This window comes from Mesorhizobium sp. CNPSo 4661 (assembly GCF_057784215.1).
On record NZ_JBWGIO010000017.1, the window covers coordinates 23,680 to 36,786 of the forward strand.

Consider the following 13,107-nt stretch of genomic DNA (forward strand, 5'->3'; position numbering starts at 1 on the left):
GGGCCAAGGCCGTGATTGGCATATAGGGACCGCAAAGCCGGCCGGAAAACAAGCAGCGGCTACGGGGAGCGGCGCATGGCGCCAATTGCACCGCGGTCAGGGCTCGCCTATCACGGGAAAAATGTCTCCGCCCAGAAAATGACTCCGCTCACCGAAACCGTCCTCTTCGTCTTCAGCCTCGTGGCGCTCGGCTATCTGGCCGGGCTCACCGGTTATCTGAAGCCGGCGAGCGGGGAGGGCATTTCCGAGTTCGCGGTCAACGTGGCGATGCCGCTGCTGCTCTTCCAGACCATGGTCAAATCGGACTTCCACGGCGTCACGCCTTGGTCGCTGTGGGGCGCTTATTTCGCGGCCGCGGCGATCACATGGGCCGCGGGCCATCTGGTGATGACCCGGCTGTTCGGGCGAGATGCGCGCGCGGGCATCGTCGGCGGCGTGTCATCGGCCTATTCCAACGTCGTGCTGCTCGGCGCGCCCTTCATCCTCGGCATCTTCGGCGCGAGCGGCTTCGAGGTGCTGTCGCTGCTGGTCTCGGTCCACCTGCCAATCATGATGATGGCCTCGATCGTGCTGTTCGAGATGTTCGGGCGCGGCAGCAGCGAGACGGTCCATCCGCTGCGTGTCATCAAAAGCTTCCTCAGGCGGCTGTTCATCAATCCGCTGATCATCGGCATCCTGGCGGGGCTTGCCTGGCGCCTCACCGGCGCGCCTCTGCCCGACCTTGTCGAACGGCTGGTCGACACGCTCGCCGACACAGCCGGCCCGGTGGCGCTGTTCGCCATGGGGCTCAGCCTGCGCCGCTTCGGCATCTCCGGCAATATCCGGCCGGCGCTGGCGCTGTCGGGCCTGAAACTGTTCCTGATGCCAGCGCTGGTGCTGGTGTTCGTCTGGCTGCTCGGCCTGCCGCCGCTGACGGCCAAGGTCGCTGTGGTGGCTGCAGCACTGCCTTCGGGTATCAACTCCTACCTGATCGCCGTTCAGTTCAACACCGGCCAGGCGCTGGCTTCGAACCAGATGACCCTTGCCACCGCCAGCGCGGTGGTGACCACGTCGTTCTGGCTGACGGTGGTCATCCACGTCTTCGGATAGAGCCGCCGAACTCGCTCGCCTTTGCTGGCCCAACCCCTATATGCCATCTTGTGATTGCTTGCCCGCCTTTCCCTAGGTAAGAGCAATGCGCCGGCGTGCGGCTCTTAAGCACGCCTCAACGGATATCCAGAAAAACGGCCGATCAGCGCGCCGAACGGAGGCCAGACCATGCTTCAGAAAACCAGCCATTTCATGCGCCAGGCCAATCTCATCAATGGCGAATGGGTGCAGGCCGACAGCGGCCAGACCATCGACGTCAACAATCCGGCGACGGGCCTCAAGATCGGCACCGTGCCGAAGGCCGGCAAGGCCGAGACCCGCCGCGCCATCGCGGCGGCAAACGAAGCGTTCAAGAGCTGGCGCAAGACGACGGCGCTCGAGCGCTCCAAACTTCTGCGCAAGCTGCATGACGCGATGATGGACAATCAGGACGTGCTGGCCGAACTCTTGACCATCGAGCAGGGCAAGTCGCTGTTCGAATCCAAGGGCGAGATCGGCTCGGCCGCTGCTTACATCCTGTGGTTCGCCGAAGAGGGCCGCCGCACCTATGGCGATGTCGTGCCGTCGCCATGGGCTGACCGCCGCATCCTGGTGACCAAGGAGCCGGTGGGCGTCATCGCCGCCATCACGCCGTGGAATTTCCCGTCCTCGATGCTGGCCCGCAAGCTCGGTCCGGCGCTGGCGGCCGGGTGCACGGCGGTGGTCAAGCCGGCGACGCAGACGCCCTATTCCGGTCTTGCCTGGGGCGCGCTCGCCGAGGAAGTCGGCTTCCCCAAGGGCGTCGTCAATATCCTGACCGGCTCGGCCGCCGAGATCGGCGACGAGATTTGCGCCAACCCGTTGGTGTCGAAGATCACCTTCACCGGCTCGACCGAGGTCGGCAAACTCCTCATTCAGAAGTCCTCGGTGACGGTCAAGAAAGTGTCGATGGAACTCGGCGGCAATGCGCCATTCATCGTCTTCGACGACGCCGACATCGACCGAGCCGTGACCGGCGCGATCACCGCCAAGTACCGTAACTCCGGCCAGACCTGCGTGTGCACCAATCGCTTCCTGGTGCAGGCCGGCGTCTATGACAAGTTCGTCGAGAAGCTGGCCGCCGCCAGCAACGATCTCAAGGTCGGCTCGGGCCTGGAGCAAGGCGTGCAGCAGGGTCCGCTGATCGACGAGAAGGCGGTCGAGAAGGTCGAGGAACTGATCGCGGACGCTACCTCCAAGGGCGGCAAGGTCGTCGCCGGCGGCAAGCGCCATGCGCTGGGCGGCTCGTTCTTCCAGCCGACCGTGATCGCCGACGCGTCGCCCAAGATGCGCTTCATGAAGGAAGAAATCTTTGGGCCGGTGGCGCCGGTGTTCAAGTTCGAGACCGAGGAAGAGGCCGTGGCTTTGGCCAACGACACCGAGTTCGGCCTTGCCTGCTATTTCTACACCGGCGATCTCGGCCGCGCCTTCCGCGTCATGGAAGGGCTGAAATACGGCATGGTCGGCGTCAATGAAGGCCTGATCACCACGCCCGAGGCGCCATTCGGCGGCGTCAAGGAATCGGGCCTCGGCAAGGAAGGCGGACATCAGGGCATCGAGGACTATCTCGACACCAAATATGTCTGCATCGGTGGCCTCGGTCTCTGATATCGATCCCCGGGACACGGCAGGCGCTAGAGTGGTTCATCGTTTCACGGAAACGGTGAACTGCTCTATCTCTTTGTTTTGACGCAATTCCGGACGGAAAACCGCGTTACACTTTTCCTGGAATTGCTTTAGCCTGCCCTTGCCGGATGATACGCGGCCGGCCTAAATCCACGGATCGGAAATGACATTTCGGGCATGGCGATGAAAGACGGCGAGGTCTTCGGCACGACGCAGGCGGGCGAGGCCGTGCGCCGCTTCGCCATCCGCGGCGGGGGCCTCACCGCCAACATCATCGGCCTCGGCGCCATCGTCCAGGATCTCCGGCTCAGTGGCCATGACGCGCCGCTGGTGCTGGGCTACGACCGTTTCGAACCCTACGAGACCGACCGCGCCTTCTTTGGAGCGGTCGTGGGCCGCTTCGCCAACCGCATCGGCGGCGGCCGTTTCACCATCGCCGGCAACCGCTATCAGACCGAGCAGAATTTTCTCGGCAAGCACACGCTGCATGGCGGCTCGGAAGGCTTTTTCCACCGGCCATGGACCGTCTCGCTGCACGGCCGCGATTTCGTGACGCTGACGCTGCACGACCCGGACGGAACCATGGGATTCCCCGGCGCGCTCGACGTCACCTGCACCTACCGGCTGAAGATCCCCGGCACGCTCAGCATGGAACTGACCGCGACCTGCGAGGAGCCGACGCTCTGCAACCTCGCGCAGCACTCCTATTTCAATCTCGACGATGGCGGGGCCGGCGACATCCTCGACCACCGACTGATGCTCAACGCCGGCGCCTACACGCCCGTCGACGACGAGATGATTCCGACCGGCGTTGTGAAGCCGGTCGACGGCACGCCTTTCGATTTCCGGCAGGCGCGGGCGCTGCGCATGGAAATGGAAGGCGAGCAGCTTCGCTACGACCTGAATTACTGCCTGGCTTCCAGCCGCGGGCCGCTGCACCAGGCGGCGTGGGTGCAAGGCGCCAATTCCGGCGTCGAGATGGAAGTGTGGACCACCGAACCGGGACTGCAGCTTTATAGCGGTCAGTTCGTCGCGCCGACATCGCCGGGGCTCGACGGTCGCCACTACAAGGCGTTTTCAGGCCTCTGCCTCGAGGCGCAGACCTGGCCGGACGCGCCGAACCGGCCTTATTTCCCGCAGGCGACGCTGTGGCCCGGGCAGATCTATCATCAGGTCACGGAATATCGGTTCCGGTTGCCTTAAAGTTCTTCCCTATTGAAGTGAATCTGCCTGAAGCTTCGATAACGCTTAACTGTCGAACGCGGTTCGCAATGTCTCGAACGGCGCCAACGCGCCGCGAACCTGCACGACCGCGGCGGCGACTTTGTGGGCACGACGCGCCGCGTCGGCGGGCGCATGACCGGTAATTCGCGCGGCGAGATAGCCGCCGTTGAAGGAATCGCCGGCGCCCGTGGTGTCGACGGGGGCGGCCACATGCACCGCGTCAACCATTTGTGAAGCGCTGTTCAGCCCAACCAGGGCCGGCTGCTCGCCATTCTTGACCACGACCTCGCCTATCAGCTTGCCAAGGCGTTCCGCGGTCGCCTGCGGGGTCTCGTCGCCGAACAGCATCTGCTCGTCCGGAAAAGTCGGCAACGCGATGTCCGTCACCGCAAGTGCCTCCAGGATCGCGGCCTGGGCCGCCTCGCGGCTCGGCCACAGACGCGGCCGGTAGTTCGGGTCGAAGGCGACGAGCGAGCCGGCCTTGCGAGCAGTGGCCACGACCGAAAGCAGGGTTTTGCGCGCCGGTGCATCCAGAATTGCCAGGGTGATTCCGGAAAAATAGACAAGCGCCTGGTTTTCAAGGCTTTTTGCCAGCGCGGCCGAATCCGAAGCGAGCTGGCGCGCGGCAGCGTCGTTTCGCCAATAGGTGAAGGCGCGCTCGGCCCCGGTGAGCGTTATGGCGTAAAGGCCAGGGCGTGCGCCGGCAATGACCGGACTGTTGCCCACGCCGATGCCGTTCGCGGCAAGGAAGGCGATCTGGTCGCGCGAGAAGGGGTCGTCGCCGAAGGCCGACACGTAGGTCGCGGGCCGATCCGGGCTCAAGGCGTGCAATGCCCAGAGCGTGTTGAAGGTGTCGCCGGCAAAACCCATGCGCCAGTTCGGGCCGCTGCGGCCCGACAGTTCCAGCATGCATTCGCCGATCGACGCGATACCCTTGGCCATGCGGACGTATCCCTTCCTAAGATCTTGTTGCTGTAGCTTTTTGCAGCCGGCAGCGCCATGCTTGGCTGGCGGCGAATTTTGCGCCAGAAGCGATTTCCCACAGGCAGGGCGGGACGCGACAAGCGGCCCGCGACGTTAGCAGCCGAAGAGGAACGGGTTTGGCATCGATATGGCGGTACATTCTTGCGGGTCTCGGCCTGGCCGCTCTGCTGGCAGGCATCGTGGCCGCGGTCTATCTGACGCTGCCGCAATCCGCCTCCGGCCCGGACATTTCACGCTCCAAGAAGACGGCGAACGGTCTTTTCGTCGCGAGCTTCGAGCCGGAGCGCGGCGTGGTCCGGCAGGGCGAGCTGCAATCCTGGCTGCTGACGCTGAAGACCGCCGCCGGCGCGCCGGTGGAGGGGGCGGCCATCATCGTTTCCGGCGGCATGCCGCAGCACGATCACGGCCTGCCGACCAGCCCGCAGGCGACCGATTACCTGGGCGACGGGCGCTACCGTATCGACGGCATAAAATTCACGATGAGCGGCTGGTGGCAATTGCGCTTTGCCATCTCGGCGGCGGCCGGCTCCGATTCCGTCGTCTTCAATGTCGTGTTGTGAGCGGACGATGAAGCGTCTGATCAGCGTTGTAAGCCTCTTCGCCCTGGCCGTTCTCGCTCTACTGGGCGGCTGCGGCGAGCCGCGGTTCAGCGACGCCGAGAAGAAGGCCATTGCGTCGCTGGCGCTGAACACGCTGCCATCCTTAAAACCCGATACCACGAACCAGTATGCGGATGTGCCGGCGGCCGCCGCACTCGGCTCGACGCTGTTCTTCGATGCCGGCATGAGCCGCGACGGCACGGTGTCCTGCTCGACCTGCCACAAGATCGACCGCCAGTTCCAGGACGACCTGCCGCAGGCGGTCGGCGTCGGCCGCACCAACCGGCGCACCATGCCGCTGGCGGGCGTGGCCCGCAATCCCTGGTTCTTCTGGGACGGAAGGCGCGACAGCCTGTGGGCGCAGGCGCTGACGCCGCTCGAGAACCCGCTGGAGCAGGCCGGCAACCGGGCCGCTTTCGCCCATTACATCAAGAAGCGGTTCGGCGAGCGCTATGAGCGCATCTTCGGGCCGCTGCCGGACCTTTCCACCGTGCCGGCCAATGCCAGCCCGCTCGGCAGCGACGCCGAGAGGGCGGCATGGAATGCCATGCCCGCCGGCGAGCAAGACGACGTCAACCGCGTCTATGCCAATATCGGCAAAGCGATCGCCGCCTTCGAGCGCTCAATCGAGCCCGCGCAAACGCGCTTCGACCGCTTTGCCATCGATCTGGCGACAGGCGCCAAACCGGAAGAGGACGCGGCGTTCTCGCCGGAAGAGATCCTTGGGCTGAAGCTGTTCATCGGCAAGGCCAACTGCGTGACCTGTCACAACGGGCCGCGCTTCACCGACAATTCCTTCCACAACAATGGCGTGCCGCCGGTCGACGGGCTGCCGCTGGATCGGGGCCGGGTCGACGCCGTGGCGCAGGTCGAGGCCGACCCGTTCAACTGCCTCGGCAAATTCCGCGACGGCGACGAGGGCGCCTGCCGCGAGCTGCGCTTCATGGTCAAGGACGGTCCGCAGATCATGCGGGCCTACAAGACGCCGTCGCTCAGGGGCGCGGCGGATCGGCCGCCCTACATGCATGCCGGGCAGTTCGCGACGCTCGACGAGGTGGTGGCGCATTATTCGAAAGCGCCGCTTGCCGTCGAGGGAGTCTCCGAAGTGCATCCGCTCGATCTGTCCAAGCGCGAGCGTGCGGCGCTGGTGGCGTTCCTGAAAACGCTGTCGGAATGAATTCTGTCATCGATCCTTGTTGAAATACATTGCAAAAAAGATATATTTATTTCGATGGGCTGGGTCGTCGAATTTCTCAATGCCGAAGTGCGGCGGGAGCTTGAGGCTCAGCCGAAAGACATTCTTGCAAGCTTTCTGCGGATATCACGGCTTATCGAGGCTCACGGCTTGCAGAAGGTGCACGAGCCCTATGTGAAGCACCTGGAAGGCAAACTTTGGGAAATGCGAATGAAAGGCCGCGACGGCATTGCCCGTGCGGTCTATGTGACCGCAACTGAGCGTCGTGTCGTTATCGTGCGGGTTTTCATCAAGAAGACACAGAAGACGCCAAGAGGCGAGATCGAACTGGCTCTGAAGCGAGCAAAGGAGGTTCAATGAGCCGGAAAACAATTCCCGTTGAAGACGCGGCAAAGGAATGGTTCAAAGATCCGCAATTCGTTGCTGAATACGAAGCTTTGGAGGAAGAGTTCGCTATCGCTGAGGCTTTGATCAAAGCCCGTGGTGAAGCCGATATGACGCAGGAAGAGGTTGCGGCAGCCATGGGAACGACGCAAGCCGTAATCGCCCGACTGGAAAGCGGTCGGAATATGCCTTCAACCAGAACCTTGCAGCGTTTCGCAAAGGCGACCGGATCAAAACTCCGTATTAGCTTCGAGTCCGGGAAGCCGAAGTCGCGTGCTGGTCATTGAGGGCTACCTGTCCTTCACCGTCTCCATCGCCACGAAGGTCGAGGTCTGGGCGACATGGGGCAGGGCCGAGATGCGCTCGCCGAGCACCCGGCGATAGGCGGCGATGTCGGTGGTGCGGACCTTCAACAGATAGTCGAAGCTCGACGCCATCATGTGGCATTGCTCGATCTCCGGCACGGCTTGCACCGCGCGGTTGAAGGCATCGAGCGCTGCCGAGCGCGTGTCGGACAACTTCACCTGGACGAAGGCGACATGGCCTTCGCCCATGCGCTCGCGGTCGATGACGGCGCGGTAGCCTCTTATATAGCCGTCCTTCTCCAGCCGCTTCACGCGCGCCTGCACCGGCGTCTTCGACAGGCCGACCTTGCTCGCGAGTTCAGACATCGACAGCCGGCCGTCGCGCCCAAGGGCGACCAGGATATTACGGTCGATGCGGTCCAATTGGTCTTCGATCACCGATATAGCAGTCAATTCGATTGAAACACTGCCCATATGATAGTCTGAATGGACTGTCTTGTCGATTTCTTTGGGCCGACTGAAATTTGCAGCTGTGCTAGCTTGCGCCATTCGGTCCGGCGACCGCCAGACCGTTCGCTCACGCTCGTTTTCATGGACCCGACATGCCGCTCGACGCCATCCGCCAGCAGATCCGCGCCAATTATTTGCCCGACGAAGACGAGGCGGTGAAACGCCTGTCGGCGACGGCGGGGCTTTCGGCCGAGGAGCGCAAGGCGATCTCGGCCCGCGCCGCCGAATTGGTTCGCGCGGTGCGCGGCTCGACCGATCCCAGGCTGATGGAGGTCTTCCTCTCGGCCTACGGCCTGTCGACCAAGGAAGGCGTGGCGCTGATGTGCCTGGCCGAGGCGCTGCTGCGCGTGCCCGACACCGAGACGATGGACGATCTCATCGCCGACAAGATCGCGCCGCATGACTGGTCGGCGCATTCGGGCGGCTCAAGCTCGATCTTCGTCAACGCTTCGACCTGGGCGCTGATGCTGACCGGCCGCGTGCTCGACGAAGGCGAGGGCGGCATCGAGGGCACGCTGCGCGCCATGGTGCGCAGGCTGGGCGAGCCGGTGATCCGCAAGGCGGTCGCCGCGGCGATGCGCGAGATGGGCGAGCAGTTCGTGCTCGGACGCACCATCGCCGAGGCCGTCAAACGCGGCCGGCCGATGACGCAGAAGGGCTACCTCTATTCCTTCGACATGCTGGGCGAGGCGGCCCGCACCGAGGCCGACGCGCTCCGCTACCACCGCGCCTATGCGGATGCGATCTCGTCACTCGATTCCGGATCGAACGGCCCCGACATCCGCTACAATCACGGCATTTCGGTCAAGCTCTCGGCGCTGCATCCACGCTACGAGGTGGCGCAGCGCGAGACGATGCTGCCGGTGATGGCCGAACGCCTCCTGTCGCTGGCGCTTGCCGCCCGGCATTCGCGCATGGGCCTCAACATCGATGCCGAGGAGGCCGACAGGCTCGACCTGTCGCTCGACGTCATCGAACGCGTGCTGGCCGAGCCGGAACTTGCCGGCTGGGACGGTTTCGGCGTCGTCGTCCAGGCTTATGGGCCACGCGCGGCCTTCGCCATCGACTGGCTCTATGCGCTGGCGAAAAAATATGACCGCCGGATCATGGTGCGGCTGGTGAAGGGCGCCTATTGGGACACCGAGATCAAGCGGGCGCAGACGCTCGGCCTCACCGGCTATCCGGTCTTCACCCGCAAGGTCAACACCGACGTTTCGTACATGGCCTGCGCGAAGAAACTGCTGTCGATGACCGATCGCATCTATCCGCAGTTCGCCACGCATAACGCGCACACGGTTGCCGCGATCCTGTCGATGGCGAAGGATCGCGACAGCTTCGAGTTCCAGCGCCTGCACGGCATGGGCGAGGCACTGCACGAGACGGTGCGGCAGGCCGAGGGCACGCGCTGCCGCATCTACGCGCCGGTCGGCGCGCATTCCGACCTGCTTGCCTATCTGGTGCGGCGCCTGCTGGAAAACGGCGCCAACTCCTCCTTCGTGCACCAATTGACCGACGATGAGGTCGAGCCGGAGGAGATCGCGCGCGATCCGCTCGAGGCCGTCGAGACGCAGGGGCCCGCCGCCAATCCGGCGATCGCTCGTCCCGCCGCGATTTTTGGCGCCGGACGCCGCAATTCCAAGGGCTTCGACATCACCGATCCGGTGACGCTGGCGGCCATTGACAAGGCGAGGGCGGAATTCGCCGGAGCGGACCGTTGGCATGCCAAGCCGGTCACGCGCGCGGCCGACTACGGCAAGCCGCGCCAGATCGTCAATCCGGCCAAGCCCGACGAGGTCGTCGGCACCGTGCATGAGGCGGCGGCCAAGCAGGTGGCGACCGCCGTGCGCATCGCCGTCGATGCGCAGCCCACTTGGGCGAAGCGCCCGGTTGCGGAGCGCGCCGCTATCCTCAACCGCGCCGCCGACCTCTACGAGGCCAATGCCGCCGAGTTCTTCGCTCTCGCGACCCGCGAGGCCGGCAAGTCGCTGGCCGACGGTGTGGCCGAAGTGCGCGAGGCTGTCGACTTCCTGCGCTACTACGCGGCCGAGGCGGCGAATGCCGAAGCGGGCACGCAAGCGCGCGGCGCGATCGTCTGCATCTCGCCGTGGAATTTTCCGCTGGCGATCTTCACCGGCCAGATCGCGGCGGCTTTGGTCACCGGCAATTCGGTCATCGCCAAGCCGGCGGAGCAGACGCCGCTGATCGCCTTCCGCGCCGTCGAAATGCTGCGCGAGGCCGGCGTGCCGGAGGACGTCATCCAGCTTCTGCCGGGCGACGGCCCGTCCGTCGGCGCGCCGCTCACCGCCGATCCGCGCATCGCCGGTGTCTGCTTCACCGGCTCGACCGAGGTCGCCAAGCTGATCGAAAGGCAACTGGCGGAAACCGCCGCGCCCGATGCCATGCTGATCGCCGAGACGGGCGGCTTGAATGCGATGATCGTCGATTCCACCGCGCTGCCGGAGCAGGCGGTGCGCGACATTCTCGCCTCGGCCTTCCAGAGCGCCGGCCAGCGCTGCTCGGCGCTGCGCGTGCTCTATGTGCAGAAGGATGTCGAGAAGAAGATGCTGGAGATGCTGAAGGGCGCGATGGAAGCGCTCAACATCGGCAATCCCTGGGTTATCTCGACCGATGTCGGCCCGGTCATCGACGACGAGGCGCAAGCTTCGATCAGCGATTATTGCAAGAAGAAGGGACTGGAAGGCCGGCTGATCGCCAAGCTCGAAGCGCCTGCAAGCGGCCGCTTCGTCGCGCCGCATGTCTTCCGCGTCAAGGGCATCGAGGAGATGGAGCGCGAGGTGTTCGGCCCGGTGCTGCATGTCGCGACCTTCGATGCCGACGAGATCGACCAGGTCATCGCCGCCATCAACCGCAAGGGCTACGGCCTGACCTTCGGCCTGCACACCCGCATCGAGGGCCGGGTCCAGCACTTCGTCGACGGCATCCATGCCGGCAACATCTACGTCAACCGCAACCAGATCGGCGCCGTCGTCGGCTCGCAGCCTTTCGGCGGCGAGGGGCTGTCGGGCACCGGCCCGAAGGCCGGCGGACCGCACTATTTGCGCCGTTTCCGCAAGGGGCCGGAGGCCGGCACCGAGCTTGGCGACGGCCACAAGGTGACCGCGACGGAGCTTGCGGACAATCTGCCCGATCCGACGCTCGGCGGCTGGTCGACGCGGCCGGACCGCGTGGCGATCCTGAGGAAGCATCTGCGCGGCAAGGGTGCGGCGGCGATCGCCGCTGCAGCGGGCCTCGATTTCGGCCAGGTCGACCTTCCAGGACCGACCGGCGAGGCCAACACGCTGTCGCTATCGCCACGCGGCCGGGTGCTCTGCCTCGGCCCGGATGCCGAGACGCTGCTTTCCCAGACGATCCAGGCACTCGCGGCCGGCAACGCCGTGCTTGCGGTGGCGCCGGGCGCGCCGGCGGCGCTGTCGACGCTGACCGGCAAGGGCCTGCCGCTGGCGGCCATCGACGGTCGTCCCGATCCGGTCGAGGCACGCTCGCTGCGGGTCGATGTCGTCGCTTTCTCCGGCACGCCGGAGGCGGCGCGCATCGTGCGCAAGGTGATTGCCGAACGCACCGGGCCGATCGTGCCGCTGGTCAGCGAAGTGCTCAACCCGGCCGCTTATGCGCATGAGCGCGCGGTCTGCGTCGACACGACGGCGGCGGGAGGCAACGCCAGCTTGCTTGCCGCAGCATAGTCAGATCGAGACGAGTTTGGCGGCGGCGCGTTTCAGGCGCCTTCGACGACCGAAAAGCCTTCGAACTGCGGATGGCCGAGATAGTGAACCTTCGAGCCGCCGGCGTTGCGATGGGCGGCGCGGAAGTTTTCCGATTTCGTCCAGGCGACGAAATCCTCCTGGCTTGCCCAGACGGTATGCGAGGCAAACAGCGTATAGCCCTCGGTTTCATTGACCGGACCGCGCAGCAGGTGGAACTCCCTGAAACCCTGCATTTCGGAAAGGCTGGAATCGCGGTTCTTCCAGACGTCCTCGAAGGCTTCTTCCGAGCCGTTCTGGACCTTGAAGCGGTTCATGGCGATGTACATTGGCTTCCTTTCGAAATGGACGAATTCTTAGGATGGCGCGGTTTTAAAAAGGACCGATCCGCGCCTTGAACACCCAGCTTGACCTTCCGGTCTCGGGTGGAATGGGTGGAAACGGCGCCTGCTTGCGCACCAGCGTCAAAGCGAATTGATCGAGCTCGGCGGACCCAGAACTTTCGGCGAGCTGCAAGTCGCTGATGCTGCCGTCGGCCGCGACAACGAAAACAACCCTGGCGTTGTTGCGAGCTTGCGCCTGGACCGATTTCGAAACACGGCGGTTGGCGCGGGCAAGCCTCTTCTGGATTTCACCGCTGTAACGGGATTCGAGCGCATTGCCGGCGGCCTGTTTCTTGCCCTTGCTGGCGATGACCGGCGCATCGCGCGTATCGCCATCGGCCGTGCCGCGCGTTTCAACGGGTTTGCCTGACCCCGCCGATCCGGTTGGTGTGCTCGGCGCTGCGGCCGGGGCCGGTGGCTGTTCGGGCTTGGCAGGCGACGCCTCGGCGTTTTGCGGCTCGATTGCCGGCGCCGGTTCGCTGCCCGTGGGCACACTCTGATCGTCTTGGCGTGCAGTGGCGGTCGTCAGAATATCCGGCGTGGAGGCGGTCTCGTCGGTGGCTTCAGCGGGTGGCTGAGGCGTCACCGGTTGGTTGGCCGGTTGGGGCGCTTCGGCAGGCGGCGTGGGCTGGACAGCCTGGCGTTTCACTGGCTGCGGATCCGGCACCAAGGTCACATCCACCGCGCCGGATGCCGCATCATTCAGGGCGCTGCCCTGGGCGTCGGCGCCGGACTGGTCGCTGCCCTCGGCCTGGATGGCGTCCAGGGAGTCGAATGTGCCGGCAGGCGCGAGCAGGAACGCGGCGGCCGCGGCACCATGAAGCAGGCCGGAAGCGACGATGGCCAGCGGCCATCTGCGCCGACCGGCCGGCTGCCGCGGCTGCAGTGACTCGGTCGGCATAGCCGACAGTCCGCTGTCCGCGTCGGGTGTGTGATTGATGTCCTGCATATCTGGCGGCGAGACCTGCCGCGCGCGATAGGGACTTGTCAAATCAAGATCGGTTGCCGGCCATGGCGGCGGACCGGGGGCAAGCCACGCCATTGCGTCTCGCGGGAAGGCTGGATGCAATC

Annotated in this window: 12 protein-coding genes; 8 read left to right on the forward strand and 4 right to left on the reverse strand. The window is 64.9% G+C overall.

The features are described 5' to 3' along the window. The first annotated feature begins 138 nt into the window (after positions 1–138). The 3 genes from AC0YKC_RS24675 (at position 139) to AC0YKC_RS24685 (ending at position 3,936) form a co-directional block, all read left to right on the forward strand. On the forward strand, positions 139–1,089 hold the full coding sequence (locus AC0YKC_RS24675; RefSeq protein WP_488513061.1) for an AEC family transporter: 951 nt from the start codon (positions 139–141) through the stop codon (positions 1,087–1,089). 168 nt (positions 1,090–1,257) lie between these two features. Beyond that, complete coding sequence (locus tag AC0YKC_RS24680; RefSeq protein ID WP_488512944.1) at positions 1,258–2,715, forward strand: NAD-dependent succinate-semialdehyde dehydrogenase; 1,458 nt, start codon at positions 1,258–1,260, stop codon at positions 2,713–2,715. Positions 2,716–2,910: 195 nt separating this feature from the next. Beyond that, positions 2,911–3,936 (forward strand): aldose epimerase family protein, encoded by a 1,026-nt coding sequence (locus AC0YKC_RS24685; RefSeq protein ID WP_320295360.1) that lies wholly within the window; start codon positions 2,911–2,913, stop codon positions 3,934–3,936. A gap of 45 nt (positions 3,937–3,981) precedes the next feature. On the opposite strand, the gene AC0YKC_RS24690 is transcribed toward AC0YKC_RS24685, so the two are convergent. Continuing rightward, the gene (locus tag AC0YKC_RS24690) at positions 3,982–4,899 is read right to left on the reverse strand and encodes a sugar kinase (RefSeq protein ID WP_488512945.1); all 918 of its coding nucleotides are present in this window, start codon (positions 4,897–4,899) and stop codon (positions 3,982–3,984) included. A 158-nt stretch (positions 4,900–5,057) separates the two neighbouring features. On the opposite strand from AC0YKC_RS24690, the gene AC0YKC_RS24695 reads away from it, so the two are divergent. From AC0YKC_RS24695 to AC0YKC_RS24710, 4 genes are read left to right on the forward strand one after another with little or no spacing between them, the layout of a single operon-like run. Continuing rightward, positions 5,058–5,501: a FixH family protein gene (locus AC0YKC_RS24695; RefSeq protein ID WP_488512946.1), complete on the forward strand. Its 444-nt coding sequence runs from the start codon at positions 5,058–5,060 to the stop codon at positions 5,499–5,501. A gap of 7 nt (positions 5,502–5,508) precedes the next feature. Then, positions 5,509–6,717, forward strand: a complete 1,209-nt coding sequence (locus tag AC0YKC_RS24700; RefSeq protein WP_488512947.1) for a cytochrome-c peroxidase — start codon at positions 5,509–5,511, stop codon at positions 6,715–6,717. 54 nt (positions 6,718–6,771) lie between these two features. After that, the gene (locus AC0YKC_RS24705) at positions 6,772–7,095 is read left to right on the forward strand and encodes a type II toxin-antitoxin system RelE/ParE family toxin (protein ID WP_488512948.1); all 324 of its coding nucleotides are present in this window, start codon (positions 6,772–6,774) and stop codon (positions 7,093–7,095) included. After that, the gene (locus AC0YKC_RS24710) at positions 7,092–7,406 is read left to right on the forward strand and encodes a helix-turn-helix domain-containing protein (protein WP_320295365.1); all 315 of its coding nucleotides are present in this window, start codon (positions 7,092–7,094) and stop codon (positions 7,404–7,406) included. The genes AC0YKC_RS24705 and AC0YKC_RS24710 overlap by 4 nt, the downstream gene beginning before the upstream one ends. A 3-nt stretch (positions 7,407–7,409) precedes the next feature. Here AC0YKC_RS24710 and AC0YKC_RS24715 read toward each other — a convergent pair whose 3' ends face one another. After that, complete coding sequence (locus AC0YKC_RS24715; RefSeq protein ID WP_488512949.1) at positions 7,410–7,898, reverse strand: Lrp/AsnC family transcriptional regulator; 489 nt, start codon at positions 7,896–7,898, stop codon at positions 7,410–7,412. Between the two features lie 128 nt (positions 7,899–8,026). On the opposite strand from AC0YKC_RS24715, the gene putA reads away from it, so the two are divergent. Next, positions 8,027–11,635 (forward strand): bifunctional proline dehydrogenase/L-glutamate gamma-semialdehyde dehydrogenase PutA, encoded by a 3,609-nt coding sequence (gene putA / locus AC0YKC_RS24720; RefSeq protein ID WP_488512950.1) that lies wholly within the window; start codon positions 8,027–8,029, stop codon positions 11,633–11,635. A gap of 32 nt (positions 11,636–11,667) precedes the next feature. Here putA and hmuQ read toward each other — a convergent pair whose 3' ends face one another. Then, the gene (gene hmuQ / locus AC0YKC_RS24725) at positions 11,668–11,982 is read right to left on the reverse strand and encodes a heme-degrading protein HmuQ (RefSeq protein WP_140647668.1); all 315 of its coding nucleotides are present in this window, start codon (positions 11,980–11,982) and stop codon (positions 11,668–11,670) included. Between the two features lie 43 nt (positions 11,983–12,025). After that, entirely contained in the window at positions 12,026–13,078 is a 1,053-nt protein-coding gene (locus AC0YKC_RS24730; protein ID WP_488512951.1) for an energy transducer TonB family protein, read from the reverse strand. Positions 13,079–13,107 lie beyond the last annotated feature (29 nt).

Excerpts from the sequence above, each read along its gene's own strand:
- AC0YKC_RS24675 (WP_488513061.1), top strand. The coding sequence starts at position 139 with ATGACTCCGCTCACCGAAACCGTCCTCTTCGTCTTCAGCCTCGTGGCG.
- AC0YKC_RS24680 (WP_488512944.1), top strand. The coding sequence starts at position 1,258 with ATGCTTCAGAAAACCAGCCATTTCATGCGCCAGGCCAATCTCATCAAT.
- AC0YKC_RS24685 (WP_320295360.1), top strand. The coding sequence starts at position 2,911 with ATGGCGATGAAAGACGGCGAGGTCTTCGGCACGACGCAGGCGGGCGAG.
- AC0YKC_RS24690 (WP_488512945.1), bottom strand. The coding sequence starts at position 4,899 with ATGGCCAAGGGTATCGCGTCGATCGGCGAATGCATGCTGGAACTGTCG.
- AC0YKC_RS24700 (WP_488512947.1), top strand. The coding sequence starts at position 5,509 with ATGAAGCGTCTGATCAGCGTTGTAAGCCTCTTCGCCCTGGCCGTTCTC.
- AC0YKC_RS24705 (WP_488512948.1), top strand. The coding sequence starts at position 6,772 with ATGGGCTGGGTCGTCGAATTTCTCAATGCCGAAGTGCGGCGGGAGCTT.
- AC0YKC_RS24710 (WP_320295365.1), top strand. The coding sequence starts at position 7,092 with ATGAGCCGGAAAACAATTCCCGTTGAAGACGCGGCAAAGGAATGGTTC.
- AC0YKC_RS24715 (WP_488512949.1), bottom strand. The coding sequence starts at position 7,898 with ATGGGCAGTGTTTCAATCGAATTGACTGCTATATCGGTGATCGAAGAC.
- putA (WP_488512950.1), top strand. The coding sequence starts at position 8,027 with ATGCCGCTCGACGCCATCCGCCAGCAGATCCGCGCCAATTATTTGCCC.
- hmuQ (WP_140647668.1), bottom strand. The coding sequence starts at position 11,982 with ATGTACATCGCCATGAACCGCTTCAAGGTCCAGAACGGCTCGGAAGAA.
- AC0YKC_RS24730 (WP_488512951.1), bottom strand. The coding sequence starts at position 13,078 with ATGGCGTGGCTTGCCCCCGGTCCGCCGCCATGGCCGGCAACCGATCTT.